The sequence below is a fragment of the Streptomyces sp. NPDC004610 genome, from assembly GCF_040609715.1.
Taxonomy (GTDB): domain Bacteria; phylum Actinomycetota; class Actinomycetes; order Streptomycetales; family Streptomycetaceae; genus Streptomyces.
Window position 1 is genome coordinate 79,979 of sequence record NZ_JBEXLA010000012.1, and the last position, 13,822, is coordinate 93,800.

A 13,822-nucleotide genomic window follows, 5' to 3' on the forward strand; every position below is an offset into this window, starting at 1 on the left:
GGGGCCGACGGCCGGCCCTCCGATCCGCCGCGATACGACGTTCCGTCGCAGTACGACCGACTTCTTCCCCGGCAGCCCCCCACCCGATACGGCCCGCCCCCTGCACGGGGCGGGCCGTATCCGGTTGCGGTGCGGCGGCTAGCGGGGGGAGGTGATCGCGCGGGCGGCGGCGACCTCCTGGCGCAGCGGCTCCAGCACACTGCCCGCCGGTCCGGTGAGATCCGTCCGGACCGGGAACAGCACCTCCACCTCCCGCAGTCCCTCGGACAGTTCGCGCAGTTGCCGGGCGATCTGCTCGACCTCCGCCGGGGCGGGCGGGTCGGCGCCGTGCTTGACGCGGACCCGGGCGGCGGTCGTGGCGTCCACGATCCGCTCCACGGCGACGACCAGCGGCCACCAGGCGGCGGCCCGGCGTCCGGTGGGCGGCGGTTCGGTCAGCGCGCGCTGGAACTCCGTACGGACGACGGACAGATCGCGGTAGAGGCGGCGGCGCATCCGGGCGCGGGCGGCGGGGTCGGTGTGGCTGCCGAAGGCGGCCTCGACATAGCCCGCGCTGTCGGCGACGGCGTCCGCGACCCGGGCGCCGACGCGGGTGTGCCAGCTCTCCGGCCAGAGCAGATACCCGGCGATCAGCGCGATGGCGCAGCCCATGAGGGAGTCCAGCAGCCGGGGCAGCAGCAGGCCGGTGCCCTCGCGGTTGAGGGCGTCGGACAGCAGCAGGATCACCGGGGTGATGGCGGCGGTCTGATACCCGTACCCCCGGGGAGTGAGGGCGGGGATCAGCGGGGCCAGCACCAGCATCACCGGTACGTCCCACCAGCCGCGCGGCACCTCGGAGAGCACCGCCGCCGCGACGACCAGCCCGGCGACCGTGCCGAGCGCGCGCAGCAGCGCCCGGGAGAACACCGAGCCGAAGTCGGGCTTGAGGACGAAGGTGATGGTCAGGGCGACCCAGTAGGAGCGGGGCACGGGGACGAGCGAGACCAGGGCCTGGGCGATGCCGATGCACAGGGCGAGGCGCAGCCCGTAGCGCCAGGAGCCGGCGGAGAGGACGACGGCGCGGGCGGCGCGGGCGGCCCGTACCCGTGGCCCGGCGGGGCGGCCGAGTCCGTCGCCCATGCCGCCGTTCCCGTAGGGGTCGACATCGGGGGAGGTGACGACCTCGGCGGCGTGCCGCAGGGCGTGGTCGAGGGCGCGGGCGGTCTCGGTGCGGGGTTCGGGCAGCACCAGCCCTATCGGGCCGCGGTAGCCGGTCTCGACGGCGTCGGCGAGATGCCGGGCGGCGGACGGGATCTCGGGCGGCAGCGGGGTGCCGGAGAGATGGGCGGCGGGGGCGGCCTCGATGACCGGGGTGATGGCGTTGAGCTGGGCGATCAGCCGGGTGAGGTCGGCGCTGCGGCCGTGGTGCCGGGTGCGGTGGCCGAGGACCAGGTCGTACGCCTGGTTGAGGGACTGGGTGGCGGTGTGGCGGGCGTCCTCGTAGCCGTCGGCGCCGCTGGTGGCGAGGAGTGCGGCGACCGAGCGGTAGGTGTCGGCGACGGCGGTGCGTTCGGGGACGCCGGAGCGCAGCGGCCAGGCGATCAGCGCGAGCAGCAGGACGAGCAGTCCGCCGCCGGTCATGAGCAGCGGCGCGGCCCACCAGGGCCCCGGCATCGGCAGCCCCGCCCCGATGACGGCGTTGAGCAGCAGAAGCAGCCCGGAGACGGAGGCGACGGCGCCGATGGAGGAGATCATCCCGGAGACGAGGGCGATGGCGGTGAGGGCGGCGACGGTGAACCAGCCGTGCCCGTAGACCAGCGATCCGAGGGTGACGCCGATCGCGCCGAAGAGCTGCGGGATGGCGATGTTCAGGATCCGCATCCGGTAGGCGTCGGCGGTGTCGCCGATGACCCCCGACAGCGCGCCCATGGAGGCGAGCGCCCCATAGGCGGGCTGCCCCACCGCCAGCCCGACGGCCAGCGGCAGCGTCATGGCGACGGCGGCACGGGCGACGGCGGGCCGGTTGACCGGCGCCTGCTGCGGCGTCAGATTCCGGACCAGCCAGTCGGGAGGGGTGAGGCTGCCGCGGCTGATGGGGGGTTGGGGAGGCATGGGTCATTATGGGCATGGGGTGGGTGGGGGGTGGGGGGAGCGGTTTCCGTTCGTAGGGGGGAGGGGGGAGGGGGGCGGGCTATGGCGGCTGGGGGCGGAGGGGGCTTTGGGGCGGTCGGTGGACCTGGGGGGCGGCGGTGACTTTGGGGTGGCCGGTGGTTCTCGGGCGGCGGTGGTTCTGGGTGCGGCGATGGCTCTGGGGTGGCCGGTGGCCCTGGGCTCTGCCATGACCCTGGGGTAGGCGATGGCCGCGATGGCCTTGCTGCGGTCGGGGCCGGTGGGAGGGGCGTTACTCCCTCCCGTGGAGGGTCAGCTCGGTCAGGATCGCCCGGTGGTCCGTTCCTGGCGGGTCCAGGAAGCGGGTGGTGCGGGCGGAGAAGTCGCGGGAGACCAGGACGTGGTCGATCTGCGCGCCGAGCGGGGGCGCGGTGCGGGCGGGCCAGGTGGGGGTGCGGTCGTGGCCGGTGAGCCGGGCGGCGTCGGTCATCCCGGCGTCCAGGATGCGCCGGAAGGCGGCGTGGTCCTGGGAGGCGTTGAAGTCCCCGGCGAGGATGGCGGGCGCGTCGGCGTGATCGCGGGCCCAGTCCCGGAGACGGTCCAACTCCTCCCGCCAGACATCGAGCCCGGCGGGCAGCGGGGGCATGGGGTGGGCGAGCTGGACCCGTACGGCGTGCCCGCCGATGTCGGCGACGGCGCCGGGCATGCCCATGGTGCCGGGCAGGGGCTCGGCCGGGGTGAGGGGGAACCGGCTGAGGATGACGGACCCGGCGGACCCCTCGCCGTCGACGGCGGTGCGGTGGGGGTGGCTGCCGCGCAGCGCCTCCCGCAGCCGCCCATCGCAGTGCCGGTCGCACTCCTGGACGAAGACCAGGTCCGGCCGCTCGTCCCGGACGAGACGGATCAGCGCGCCGGTGCCGCCGCCGAACTCGACGTTGGAGGTGAGCACCCGGAAGGTGGCGAGGGGCGTCCCGCCGGGCCGTTCGACCTTCCCGTACGGCTCGATGTACCAGGCGAGCAGCCCCAGCAGGGCGACGCCCCACACCACCCCGGTCCACCACCGGGCGAGCCCCGCGAGCAGCAGCGCGAGACCGGTCGGGGCGAGCAGCCAGGGCAGGAAGGCGAGGAGCTGGGGGACCGGGGTGACGCCGTCGGCATCGGCGAGGCGGAAGCCGAGGAGGACGGTGACGGGGGCGAGGAGGAGGGCGGCGAGGGCGAGACGGGGACCCCGGCGCGGCCCGCCGGGCGCGTGGCCGCTGTGCGGCGGGGGCGCGGTGGTGGCGGTGTCCACGGCGGGGGCCCCTTTCGTGCTCGTGGGGTTCTTCTCGGGGGGAGGACGTGGGGGTGGGGGGTGGGGTTGCTTTGGGGTGCTGAGGGGGTGATGGCCGTCGTCGCGGAACAGGACGCAGGCTCCGTTCGGTGTCCGTGACCGGCCCGGCGGGGAGATGACGCGCGTGGTCGGGCAATGGGTCGCGCTGGGCCCGGAGTTTCCTGAACGCCACCGGGGCCGACGCAACTCGGCGTTGGCCCCGGTGGCATCTCGGCATGTCGTACGGCTGGACCCGGCTAGACCACGGCCCCGGTGCCGAGCGTGCCGGCGCCGAGGGCGCCCCGCAGGATGTGGGCGATCTCCTCGGGCTTGAGGTCGATGCGGGCCAGCCCCTCCGAGGTCAGCGGGATCTCCTCCAGCGCGTACTCGCCGCGGCCCTCGGCACTGAACTCGGGGCCGGTGCGGTCCTCGAAGGACCAGGTCGCGATGGAGGCGAGATAGAAGAACTGACGCTCCTCGTCCGACTCCATCGTGTGCAGGAGACGGACGATGTCGGCCCTCCCCGCGATCTCCTCGTGGATCTCCCGGTGGAGGGCGGCCTCCCGGGACGTGTCGCTCTCCTCGACCCCGCCGCCGGGCAGCACCCAGTACACGGGGATTCCGGGCTTGGTGCGGCGGATGACCAGCATCGTGTCGTCCGCGGTGACGAGGACGGCTCGGACTCGTTCGATCATTTCGCTCTGTCTCCTGGTTCGTTGACGTCTCAGTGCAGCAGCCAGCCACCGTCGACGTGGACGGATTGCCCGGTGATGAACGACGCGGACGGGCCGACGAGGAACGCCACCAGGGCCGCCACGTCTTCGGGTCGTCCGCGTCGAGGGACGCACTGGCGGTTGATCTGGTCTTCCGGGCGGGTGCGATGGTGGGCGGGGATAGCCGTTTCGGCTTCCACCTCGATGGCGCCCGGCAGGACGGTGTTGACGCAGATGCCGTACGGGCCGAGCTCGCGGGCCAGGGAGCGGGTCAGACCCAGGAGGCCCGCCTTCGCGGTGCTGTAGGCGACGAGGTCGGTGCGGCCGGCGCGGGCGTTGACGCTGCCGATGTTCACGATCCGGCCCCAGCGGCGTTCGGTCATGCCGGGGGTCAGGGCGTAGCAGGTGCGGTAGTGGGCGGTGAGGTTCACGTCGAGGGAGTGGTTCCAGGCGGCTGCGTCGGTGTCCTGCCAGGGGACACGGGGATAGGCGCCGGCGTTGTTGACGAGGATGTCGACAGGGCCGATCTCGGCGCGGACGAGGTCGGCCATGGTCTGAACGGCGGTGGGGTCGGTCAGGTCGGTGTTCACCGCGATGCCGGGGCTGCCGTCGCGCTCGAAGGCGGCGAGGAGGGCGCGGGTGTCGGGGTCCTGGCCGAGGTGGTTGACGGCGACGGTGGCCCCGGCGGCGGCGAGGGCGCGTCCGATCTCGGCGCCGATGCCGGTGGCTCCACCGGTGACGAGGGCGTTGCGGCCCTGGAGGGGCCGGGCCCGGAGGGGGATCTCAAGCAGGGGCAGGGACATGGCTGCTCCGTTCACCGGGGTTGGGGTGAGGTACCTGCGTGGTGGTGAGGAACCTGTCGAGGGTCGTGAGCCGGTCCTGGCTTTCGGCGAGCTTGATCAGCACGAGCAGGAGGTCGTGTCCGGTCAGCCGGGCTGCCGGAATGACGCCGAGGATGCGCAGGGCGAGGAAGGCGCGGATCTCATCCGGTGCGGTGCCACCCTCGCCCCGGAGACCGTGCAGGGCCCGGGTGATGGCCGCGCCGCGGCCGGGGCCGGTGTTCCAGGAGTACCGGACGTCGATGTGCCGGCGGTTCTCGTGGAGCTCCAGGTGTTCGATGCGGGGGCGGGTCTGCGGCGGGAGGGCGAGACGGAGGGTGCGGGCGTAGACGTCGGGTCGGTAGTCGGGGACGAGCCAGCCGCCCAAGGCCATCAAGTACCAGAGCAGGTTGGCGGCTTCGCCCACGGCGGTGTTGCGACCGGCGAACTCGAAGTCGAGCCAGCACAGCGGATCGCCGATGTTGGGCTCGGTGGGGTCGCCCTGGGTCAGACCTGCCAGCCAGCGGCGGTCAGGGGTCAAGGCGTGGCGGAGGCTGTCGATGATGCCGACGACGTTCAGCGTCAGGTGCCTGCCGTTGGCGGTGAGGGTGAAGTCAGCCAGCTCCCGGAGCGTGAGGACCGTATCGGTGTGGGGCAGGGCGATCGGCAGATCGCGGCCCAGGTACCAGCGGTCCAGTCGGCCACCGGGGCGGATCCGGTCGAGGTAGAGGTCCGGGACGCAGTCGGCCAGCGGCACGCGTGTGCCGGTTTCCTCGGCCGCCGCCCGCAGGTCGGTGCAGACACCGTCCACCAAACGGTCCAGGCGGGGCAACTCGGCCGGGTCTCGGTCGGCCAGGGCGATGACATCGCCCATCAGCAGGTCGCAGCGGCCGGTGGCGAAGACGTCCTCGTAGGCAAGGAACCGCCTGTCCGGTAGAAGGATCTGCCCGTGAAGGGCCGGAACGGCGATGCGGGGCGCGAGCCGGGCCCAGCCCCTCGCCTCGTTGGCGCCCTGCTCTCGGCTCGCCGCAGGCTTGTGGAAGGTGGCCGCTGAGGCCGGCGGCGGCCGGTCGCCCCCGGTCACCGGGCGGTCCCCGGCAGGGTGTCCAACCAGGTTTGGAGGACCATGCCCGCGAGCGTTTCGGCAGCGGAGCGCTCGGTACGGGCTGTGGTGACCATGCCCGTGTCCTGCCGCTCGGCGTCGAGGAACACCGTGAGGGCGTCGCCGTCGGAGGGGCACTCGATCCCGCTGAAACGGAGCTGGATCTTCGCGAGCAGTGCGGTGACCTTGTAGAGATCGCGGAGGTCGGACGCCCCCTTGAGGAGCTGGCGTCGGATCTCGATGGCTGCCTGGATGCCGTCGCGCAGGCTCACGTCGACATCGGTGGCGGTGTCCGGAGCGGGCAGGGTCAGGTCAGGGGCGGACCACAGCGGGAGCAGAGCTCCGCTGCCGATGAGCGCGAGGACATGGAGGAGCCGGGAGGTCACGGCGCCGGCCCTGCACTCGGCCCGGGTCAGCACGGTCAGGCCGAGCTCGACCCCGCCGAGTTCGGCCTCCAGCTCCGCGAGGATGCGGCGCATCCCGTGCAGGGAGGCAGCATCGGCTACGACGAACACGTCGAGGTCGCTCCAGCCGTGCCGGTACTTGCCCCGGGCGCCGCTGCCGGTGACGGCCAGCAGGTCGATCAGCGGATGCGGCGCTCCTGTGGTGCGGTCGAGGAACGCAGCCAGGTACGACTCCAGGTGAACGGGCAGTCCGAGCGCGTTGACCGGCATGGTGCTGGGCCGGTGCTCCGGCCAGCGGCGGTCGAGCGCGATGCGGTCCAGTCGGCGTTCCAGCTCCAGCCGCGGCCCGTCGTTGGCGATGACCTCGTGGGCGATGGAGGCGATCTTGTCGGCACCGCGTGCGCTCTTGACGATGTCGCGGTCGATGACGTCCTGGGCCCCGGCGGGGCCTCGCCGGGTGCGGGTGGTCTCGGAGGCGTCCAGGTAGGCGATGGTGAGCTGGGAGCCGAGCATCCGGGCGAGTTCGGCGGTCGAGTCGAAGTCGTGCAGCGACTCGATGGTGACGGAGTCGAGGAAGTGGTGAGCCTGGCAGTAGCGGTCCAGCGCGTCCACGATCAGCTCGGCCTGTACGACGGAGCCCAGCCTGTAGGGGTCGGGGATGCCCGCCCGGCCGGCCGCGTCCTCGATGAGGTGACCGATCTTGAGGCGGGCATGCCCGTGGTGCGTACGCAGGTACTCGCCGGCCGTGCTCTTGCCGCTCTCCGACATGCCACCCAGCGCGGTGAGGTGTACTCCGGGAAGGGCCCGGCCGGGGACGTTCGGATGCAGGGGTGCCAGGAGCCGGCGGATTTCGTCCTGGATGGCGATGGTCGGCCGGTCACCGATGCGGATCGACATCGGGAAGCGCCCTTCGGCGACGAGTCGGCCGAGCTGCTCGTGCAGGTGGCGCTGGTAGGCCGCGTAGGTGTCGGTGACGGTCACCTCGTGGGCGAGGCTCCGTCGGGTGCCTTCCTCGGGGTCGTCGCAGTGCAGGAGGACAAGGGCGTACTCGCTCTCCTCGGCGGCCCGCAGATCGGCCTCGTACCGGGCCAGCAGCAGCCGGGCGCGGTCGGCGGCCTGGGCGGGGCCGAGGTCCTCCCGTACGGCGACCGTCGCGGCGACGGATGCTTCCAGCATGGGGATGCCCCGGTCCAGCAGGCGTACCGGCGCGGAGCACGGGCGCCGGGCGCGCTCCAGGTAGGAGGTGGCAAGGACGTCGGCGACCTCCTGGACCGCGGCGGTCTCGAACCACCAGCGGGCCATTCCCCCGGCCTTGATCGCCGCCCAGCGCGGGTCGTGGTGGTCGAGCGGGCCCGCGGACGTTGCGGCCGGGCCCATGCGCCGGGCGAGTATTCCGATCTGCTTGGTCTTCCCCGTGTTGTCGGGACCGTTGAACGCGACCGACACGGGGAGCGGGTGCGTGTCGCTGCCGTGCTTGCTGGGCATCGGCTTCCCTTCACTGGTCGTGCGGAGCAGGTACGCCGACGAGGCAGTCCGCAGGGCCTGCGCGCCGGTGGGAGGGCGACTGGGCTCCGGCGGGAGGCGGCTGGGCTCCGACCCCGACCCCGGCCCCGACCCTGGCCCCGGCCGAGGCCATGGCCCCGACCTCGGCCCCGACCCCGGCCCTGGCCCCGGCCGAGGCCATGGCCCCGACCTCGGCCCCGACCCCGGCCCCGGCTCGAGAGGACAGGCCGGAGCCGGAAGATCCATGCGGCCGGTCAGCCGGAGGGACGTCATCGGCGCTGAGCACCGGATGCGCGGGCGGTGCCTGCGCGGTCGCGTACTCGGCCCCGGCCAGGCCATGACGGCGACCACCGTGAGTCCGGCAGCCGTGCCGAGCGCCCACACCCGGCCCAGGACCGTCGGCGGGTCGGACAACTGACTCGGCGCACCGCCCCACCTCTCGGACGGCGGGGTGCCGGACCGCACCGAGAACTCGGGAGGGCGGGATCGTACGGGTCCGTGCGCTGTCCGCGGTCATCGCCACCATCGGTTCCTCTCTCTCCGGTCCGGGCAGGTGCCAACAGGCCCTGAACGGTGCCGGTTCGAGTCATCCGGAGATCTGCGGGGTGATGTTCAGTCAACGGCGGTCCGCCCTCGCGGGACAGGGCTGAGGATGTAGTCCTGCGTCATCCCGCGTAATCCAGGTGGGGAGGGTGACAGGGTGCCGAGGAACCCGGCCGTCGCGGATCTGATCAAGCAGGCGTGCCAGGAACGAGGGTGGGGGCCCTCGGAGTTGGCGCGCGCACTCGGCCGGGCCGAAAGCGGCGATCCGAGGCGCCTCCAGCGCCAGCACGCCCGGCGCTGGATCGAGGGAGAGCGCACTCCCGACCACTGGTGGCCCTACATCGCGCAGGTGCTGGGGCTGAACCCCGAGGCGATCAACCTTGCGGAGCCCATGCCGTCGGTACTTCCCGCCGATACCGTTGCCTCAGTCCTGCACCTGGGAAGGAGTGACGTGGAACGTCGGGAGTTCGTGCTCGCCTCCAGCGGATACGCGCTGTCCGCACTCGGCCTGCCCGACATGGACAGCGTCGCCCGCCGGACCAGGTCCGCTTCCGCCGGAGCCGTCCGAGTCGGACAAGGCGAGGTCGCCGCCGTACGTCACATGGTCAGGGCACTCGGCGACTCCGCCTCCGAACTCGGCGGCGGCCACGCCCGCCACCTGGCCGTCCGCTACCTCACCCAGGACGTCGCCCCCTGGCTGGAAGGCCGTTTCACCGAGGCCACCGGCCGCGACCTGTTCGCCGCGGCCTCCCAGCTCGTCCACCTCGCCGGCTGGATGGCCCAGGACGAAGGCGACACCCCCGAACTCCGCGGCCTCGCCCAGCGCTACTACGCCCACTCCTTCCGTCTCGCCGCCGAAGCCGGCGACCCCGAGCTGTCCGCCACGGCCCTGCGGGGCCTCGCCGTGCAGTGCGTCGACCTCGGCTACCGGGCCGAGGCCGTCCAGCTCGGCGAAGCCTGCGTGGACTACGGCCGCAACCTCGACAACCCGCGCGCCGTCGCCTACTACGAGGCGACCCTCGCCAACGCCGCCGCCCAGGACGACGACCGCCGCATGGCCACCAAGCACCTCGCTCTGTCCGAGGCGGCCATCGGCAAGCCGGTCGCTGCGGTCGGAGACTCCTGGGCAGCCCACTACTCCCCCGGCCGCTGGGCCCACGAGTCCGGCATGATCCTCTCCCGCCTCGGAGACCTCGACGCCGCCGAGGAACACCTCCACCTAGCCCTGGACATCCACGGCCTCGACCGCCGCCGCACCCGCGCCATCGTCCTCGCCGACCTTGGTGGCGTCCGCCTCCGCCAAGGCGACGTCGACGGCGCCATGGCCACCTGGCGCGACTTCCTCGACTGCGCCGACGGGATCCGCTCCGTCAAAGTCCGGGCTGCCCTCCAGGACATGCGCGTCCGCCTGCGCCGCTACGACGGCGTCCCGGAAGCCGAGGAACTCCGCGAGAGGGCCGTCCGCACCGCCGATTGACGGCAGCGTCACTGATCAGGCTGGACGGCCACCGTTCACGTACTCCTCGAAGGGCACGGACTCCGCGATGGCGGTGCTCTGGTACTCGATGAAGGGGGAGACATCCCCCTCGAACACCTCGCGGTTGATCTGCGTCCCGTCCGCCTCATAGTTCATGAGGACCACCTCCGACCGGTCGAACATCCAGAAGTCCTGAACGCCCTCCAGGGGGTTCGGCCGGTCGGTCACATCGAGGATGCGAATGTGGTCGCCCACCCGGGCGTGCACCTGGTAGTAGCGGCTGAACTCGAAGCGCAGGTAGGCGGAGAGCGGTCGGGTCACGATGTGCACGCGGCCGTAGTGTTTTCCCTCGCTTCGCTGGCGCGAGACGCGTTCGGTGTACGCGGACGTGGTGTACGGAACCAGCGGTTGCCCTGCTCGGAAGGCCGAGAACTCCTCGGCTTCCTGGGGTACGAGGTACTGCGGGAGGGTTTCGAGACGCCATGCTTCGTGTTTGATCTCCTCGAATCGGCGACTCCAGCTCTCGCCGGACAACAGCATGACGGGGCTCATGCCTGGCGCTCCTTCTGGCCGGGAGGGGACGGGCGTGCGGTCGACGCTAGACAGCTCCGGGCCTCGTTCTCCAGGTGATTGCGTGTGATTGCGTGTGATTGCGGCGCTGGCCGGCGGCTCGATCCTCGCGCGGCTCGCGGACATGGCGGTCCACGGCGACGCGGTTCGGGCGCTGCTGTCGGGGGCGCGGGATGGACTGGGGTGACGCGGAGACGGCGGTTGGCGAAGGCCCACCCTTGTGGTGTCCTCGGGTGGGCCTGGTTCCTTGTCGTCAGGCGTCGGGTATGAGGCCCGGCTGTCCGGCCTGGACGCCTGCGACGTAGGCGGCGTACTCGGATTCGGTGAGCGGGATGATGTGGTGGGTCAGGATGGAGTGCCGGAGGATCCAGCCGCCCTTTTCGGGGATGTGGGTGGCTTCCAGGCAGTCGCCCGAACCACCCACCGAGGAAGCCGACTTGGTCCACTTGGCGTGCGACAGGTCGTGCGTCAAGAGTGCTTCCAGCACGGCCAGTTTTTCGTTGCGTCGGGTTGTGTCGGTCACGCGAAGTCCTTTCTCGCCGACTTGATCCGCGTGAGGGAGTCCTCGGGGGAGAGTGCCAGTTCACGCAGGCTCTTCACGAACTCTTTGAGGCCGAGGACTTCCTTCTTGTCCTTCTTGAAGGACATACCGGTCATGGCGTCGAAGGCTGCGATCGGCCTGTCTCCGGCACCATCGAAATCCAGGATGTGGAACGTGTAGGTCAGCGTGCTCTGCGCTTCGAACGGAATGACACGGACTGTCACGTCTCTCTGGGTGACATCCTCGACCAAGGCATCGAGCTGGCGAAGCATGACCTCGGATCCCCCGATCCGCTGGCGGATCGCGGCCTCTCCCACGATTGCTTCCACAGTCAGTGGGTTCGGCTTGTCGAACACGCCACGTCGTAGCCGACGGAGCTGAACCGAGCGCTCCACCAGGTTCGGCGCCATGGTGGACCTGGCGTTGTACGACGTCAACGCTCGGCCGTAGTCCTCGGATTGCAGGATGCCCGGGACCACATTGCTCACGCATGTGGTGATCGCCGACGCGCTGTCCTCGTAGGCGATGAACTCCGTGAGTGATTCAGGGAATTCACCTTCGAACTCGGCCCACCAGGCGTGGGCGATGGCCCGGCCCTCGGTGAGCATCATCTCCAGGCGGGCTCGCGTCGCGTCGTCCGCCCCGTAGAGCGCGCACAGCGCCTTCAGTTCCTTGGGCTCCGGCCAGGCTTCGCCGCGTTCGAATCTTGATACTCGGTCGACCGTCTTGCGGCCGATCTTCCGGGCGGCTTCGATCTGCTTGATCGGGGTGGGTGCCTGAAGCCGTGCCTGTTTCAGCGCGGCGCCGAACCTCTGGCGCGCAACCATGCCTGCGGTGCTGGCCGCCACGGCCGCTCCTTCTCTCCGCCTTGTGGACAGGGCCGAGAGTAGCGCGCAGGTACGTCCAGACGCACTTCCGAGGCTACTTTCTGCGATCGGCTTGCAATCGCAGATTGCATCGCGCCACACTCGTGAATCACGCACCGGACACGATCAGTCGCGGTGCGTGATCCGCCCTGCGCACCCCCACACGGCCACGCCCCGGAGGCTGCCATGCGCACACACCAGCACCAGCACCACCACCGAGGGACCCTCATCGCCACCACCCACTTCCCCCGCCGCCGGGAATCCGTCCGGCTGGCCCGCGAGTGGATCCGGTGGATGTACGCCCTCACCGGCGGGAACGACACCGCCGGTGAGGCCGACACCTGCGCGCTTCTCGTCAGCGAACTCACCACCAACGCCGTCGAGTACGCCCACGGCGACACCTTCGCCGTCACCCTGTGGACCTCGCCACTCAGCGTCGGGGTCTGGGACGCGTCGCCCTACGCGCCGGAGTTACGCGCGCCTCGCCCCGACGACGAACACGGGCGCGGGCTGCTCCTCGTCTCCGCGCTCGCCGCCCGCTTCGAGGTCACCCCGGACGACGGCGACGGCGGCGGCAAGCTCTGCCGGTTCTGGCTGGACGAGGAGCGGTGCCGGTGACCTGCGGGGATCGCACGCCGGGTGACGGTGAGGCCGCGTGAACGGCGGCGGTTCCGGGGTGTGCGCCCTCGCCGGGCTGCTCTTCGCCGGGGTGTGGGGCGGGGTCGTCACCCTGTCGCTCGTAATCGGTCGCCGGGTGCCCAGGTCCACCTGCTGCCGTGGCGCGTACTCGTGCTCCCGGCGGGGTGAAGGGTGACACCCGGCGACCCGGCGACCCGGCGACAGACCTCAGAACATCGTGTTCCCGTTAGCCGACCCCTCCGGTACCGCCTGCACGCTCTTCCAGTGTTCGACGATCTTCCCGCCCCGCACCCGGTACATGTCGATGACCGCCTGGCCCCGCGTCCCCGGCACCGCCGTGACATGGCTGTGGACGGCGACCAGGTCGCCCTCGGCGATGACCCGCTTGGTGTCGTACGTCAGTTCCGGGTTCTCGGCGAGATACGTGCCCACGCCCTGCTTCACCGCAGCCGCGCCGTCGCCGAGTTCGGGGGCGTGCTCGCGGACGCCGGGCGCGACATAGGCGTCGATCGCCGAGAGGTCCCGGCCGTTGTACAGCCGGTTGACGTACTTCTTCACCAGCTTCTCGTTGCGCGCCGTCTCCCGCTTGGAGACCGGGCTCCCGGGCTGCGGGGAACTGAGCGTCGAGAACATGTCGTTGCCGCTCACCGTCGTCGCCGGTACCGGCTGGATCACGTCCCAGTGTTCCGCGATCTTGCCGTCCTGGAAGCGGTAGATGTCGAACAGGGCCACCCCCCGCGTCCCCGGGACCTGGACCGGGTTGCCGTGCACGATCACGAGGTCGCCCTCGGCCACGATCCGCTTCACGTTGTACGCGAAGTCCGGGTACTGCGACCGCATCCACGCGGCGAAGCCCTTGAACGCCGCCGCACCGTCCGCGATCTGCGGGTTGTGCTGGATGTAGTCGTCGCGGATGTACTGGTCGATGAGGCCGTAGTCGCCGTTCGGGATCACGCCCGTCAGGACGCGCAGGGCGACGGCCTTGTTGTACTCGGTGTCGTACGACGACGGCGTGGACTTCGCGGTGGACGCGTGGGCGGGGGCGGGGGCGGCGGACGCGGCGGGGACCGCGCCTCCGACCAGGGCCGCGGTGACGGCCAGGGCGAGCGCGGCGACCCGGGTCCGCGGGCGAGAGACGTGCACGGGAGTGTTCTCCGTTCGGGGGGAGGGGAAGCCGGACTGACGTCACTCGTCGTCGCAGGGCTTCCCGGAGCCCTTCACGCTCTCCCGCCGTACCACCCCGTGCCCA

The 13,822-nt window shown here is 71.6% G+C and carries 12 protein-coding genes; 2 read left to right on the top strand and 10 right to left on the bottom strand.

Annotated elements, in window-relative coordinates; translation table 11 throughout:
* Positions 1-138: 138 nt before the first annotated feature.
* The 6 genes from ABZX40_RS15695 to ABZX40_RS15720 form a co-directional block, all read right to left on the bottom strand.
* Positions 139-2,091, bottom strand: a complete 1,953-nt coding sequence (locus ABZX40_RS15695; RefSeq protein ID WP_355741970.1) for an FUSC family protein — start codon at positions 2,089-2,091, stop codon at positions 139-141.
* A gap of 289 nt (positions 2,092-2,380) precedes the next feature.
* A complete protein-coding gene (locus ABZX40_RS15700; RefSeq protein WP_355741972.1) occupies positions 2,381-3,379 on the bottom strand; it encodes an endonuclease/exonuclease/phosphatase family protein in 999 nt (332 codons plus the stop codon).
* A gap of 275 nt (positions 3,380-3,654) precedes the next feature.
* Positions 3,655-4,092 (bottom strand): NUDIX domain-containing protein, encoded by a 438-nt coding sequence (locus ABZX40_RS15705; protein ID WP_355741975.1) that lies wholly within the window; start codon positions 4,090-4,092, stop codon positions 3,655-3,657.
* A 29-nt stretch (positions 4,093-4,121) separates the two neighbouring features.
* Positions 4,122-4,913, bottom strand: coding sequence for a 3-oxoacyl-ACP reductase FabG (gene fabG / locus ABZX40_RS15710; protein ID WP_355741978.1), 792 nt, complete (start codon positions 4,911-4,913; stop codon positions 4,122-4,124).
* Positions 4,894-6,012, bottom strand: a complete 1,119-nt coding sequence (locus ABZX40_RS15715; protein ID WP_355741981.1) for a hypothetical protein — start codon at positions 6,010-6,012, stop codon at positions 4,894-4,896. The genes fabG and ABZX40_RS15715 overlap by 20 nt, the downstream gene beginning before the upstream one ends.
* On the bottom strand, positions 6,009-7,919 hold the full coding sequence (locus tag ABZX40_RS15720; protein ID WP_355741984.1) for a nucleotidyltransferase domain-containing protein: 1,911 nt from the start codon (positions 7,917-7,919) through the stop codon (positions 6,009-6,011). Before ABZX40_RS15720 ends, ABZX40_RS15715 begins: the two co-directional genes overlap by 4 nt.
* A gap of 718 nt (positions 7,920-8,637) precedes the next feature.
* Here ABZX40_RS15720 and ABZX40_RS15725 point away from each other — a divergent pair.
* Positions 8,638-9,957: a tetratricopeptide repeat protein gene (locus tag ABZX40_RS15725; protein WP_355741987.1), complete on the top strand. Its 1,320-nt coding sequence runs from the start codon at positions 8,638-8,640 to the stop codon at positions 9,955-9,957.
* A 15-nt stretch (positions 9,958-9,972) separates the two neighbouring features.
* Here ABZX40_RS15725 and ABZX40_RS15730 read toward each other — a convergent pair whose 3' ends face one another.
* The 3 genes from ABZX40_RS15730 to ABZX40_RS15740 form a co-directional block, all read right to left on the bottom strand.
* Positions 9,973-10,497 (bottom strand): DUF6879 family protein, encoded by a 525-nt coding sequence (locus ABZX40_RS15730; protein WP_355742354.1) that lies wholly within the window; start codon positions 10,495-10,497, stop codon positions 9,973-9,975.
* Between the two features lie 283 nt (positions 10,498-10,780).
* Positions 10,781-11,050: a DUF397 domain-containing protein gene (locus ABZX40_RS15735; protein WP_355741990.1), complete on the bottom strand. Its 270-nt coding sequence runs from the start codon at positions 11,048-11,050 to the stop codon at positions 10,781-10,783.
* Positions 11,047-11,916: a helix-turn-helix transcriptional regulator gene (locus tag ABZX40_RS15740; protein ID WP_355741992.1), complete on the bottom strand. Its 870-nt coding sequence runs from the start codon at positions 11,914-11,916 to the stop codon at positions 11,047-11,049. Before ABZX40_RS15740 ends, ABZX40_RS15735 begins: the two co-directional genes overlap by 4 nt.
* Positions 11,917-12,120: 204 nt before the next feature.
* On the opposite strand from ABZX40_RS15740, the gene ABZX40_RS15745 reads away from it, so the two are divergent.
* Complete coding sequence (locus tag ABZX40_RS15745; protein ID WP_355741995.1) at positions 12,121-12,552, top strand: ATP-binding protein; 432 nt, start codon at positions 12,121-12,123, stop codon at positions 12,550-12,552.
* A 228-nt stretch (positions 12,553-12,780) separates the two neighbouring features.
* Here ABZX40_RS15745 and ABZX40_RS15750 read toward each other — a convergent pair whose 3' ends face one another.
* Positions 12,781-13,716, bottom strand: coding sequence for a nuclear transport factor 2 family protein (locus tag ABZX40_RS15750; RefSeq protein WP_355741998.1), 936 nt, complete (start codon positions 13,714-13,716; stop codon positions 12,781-12,783).
* Positions 13,717-13,822 lie beyond the last annotated feature (106 nt).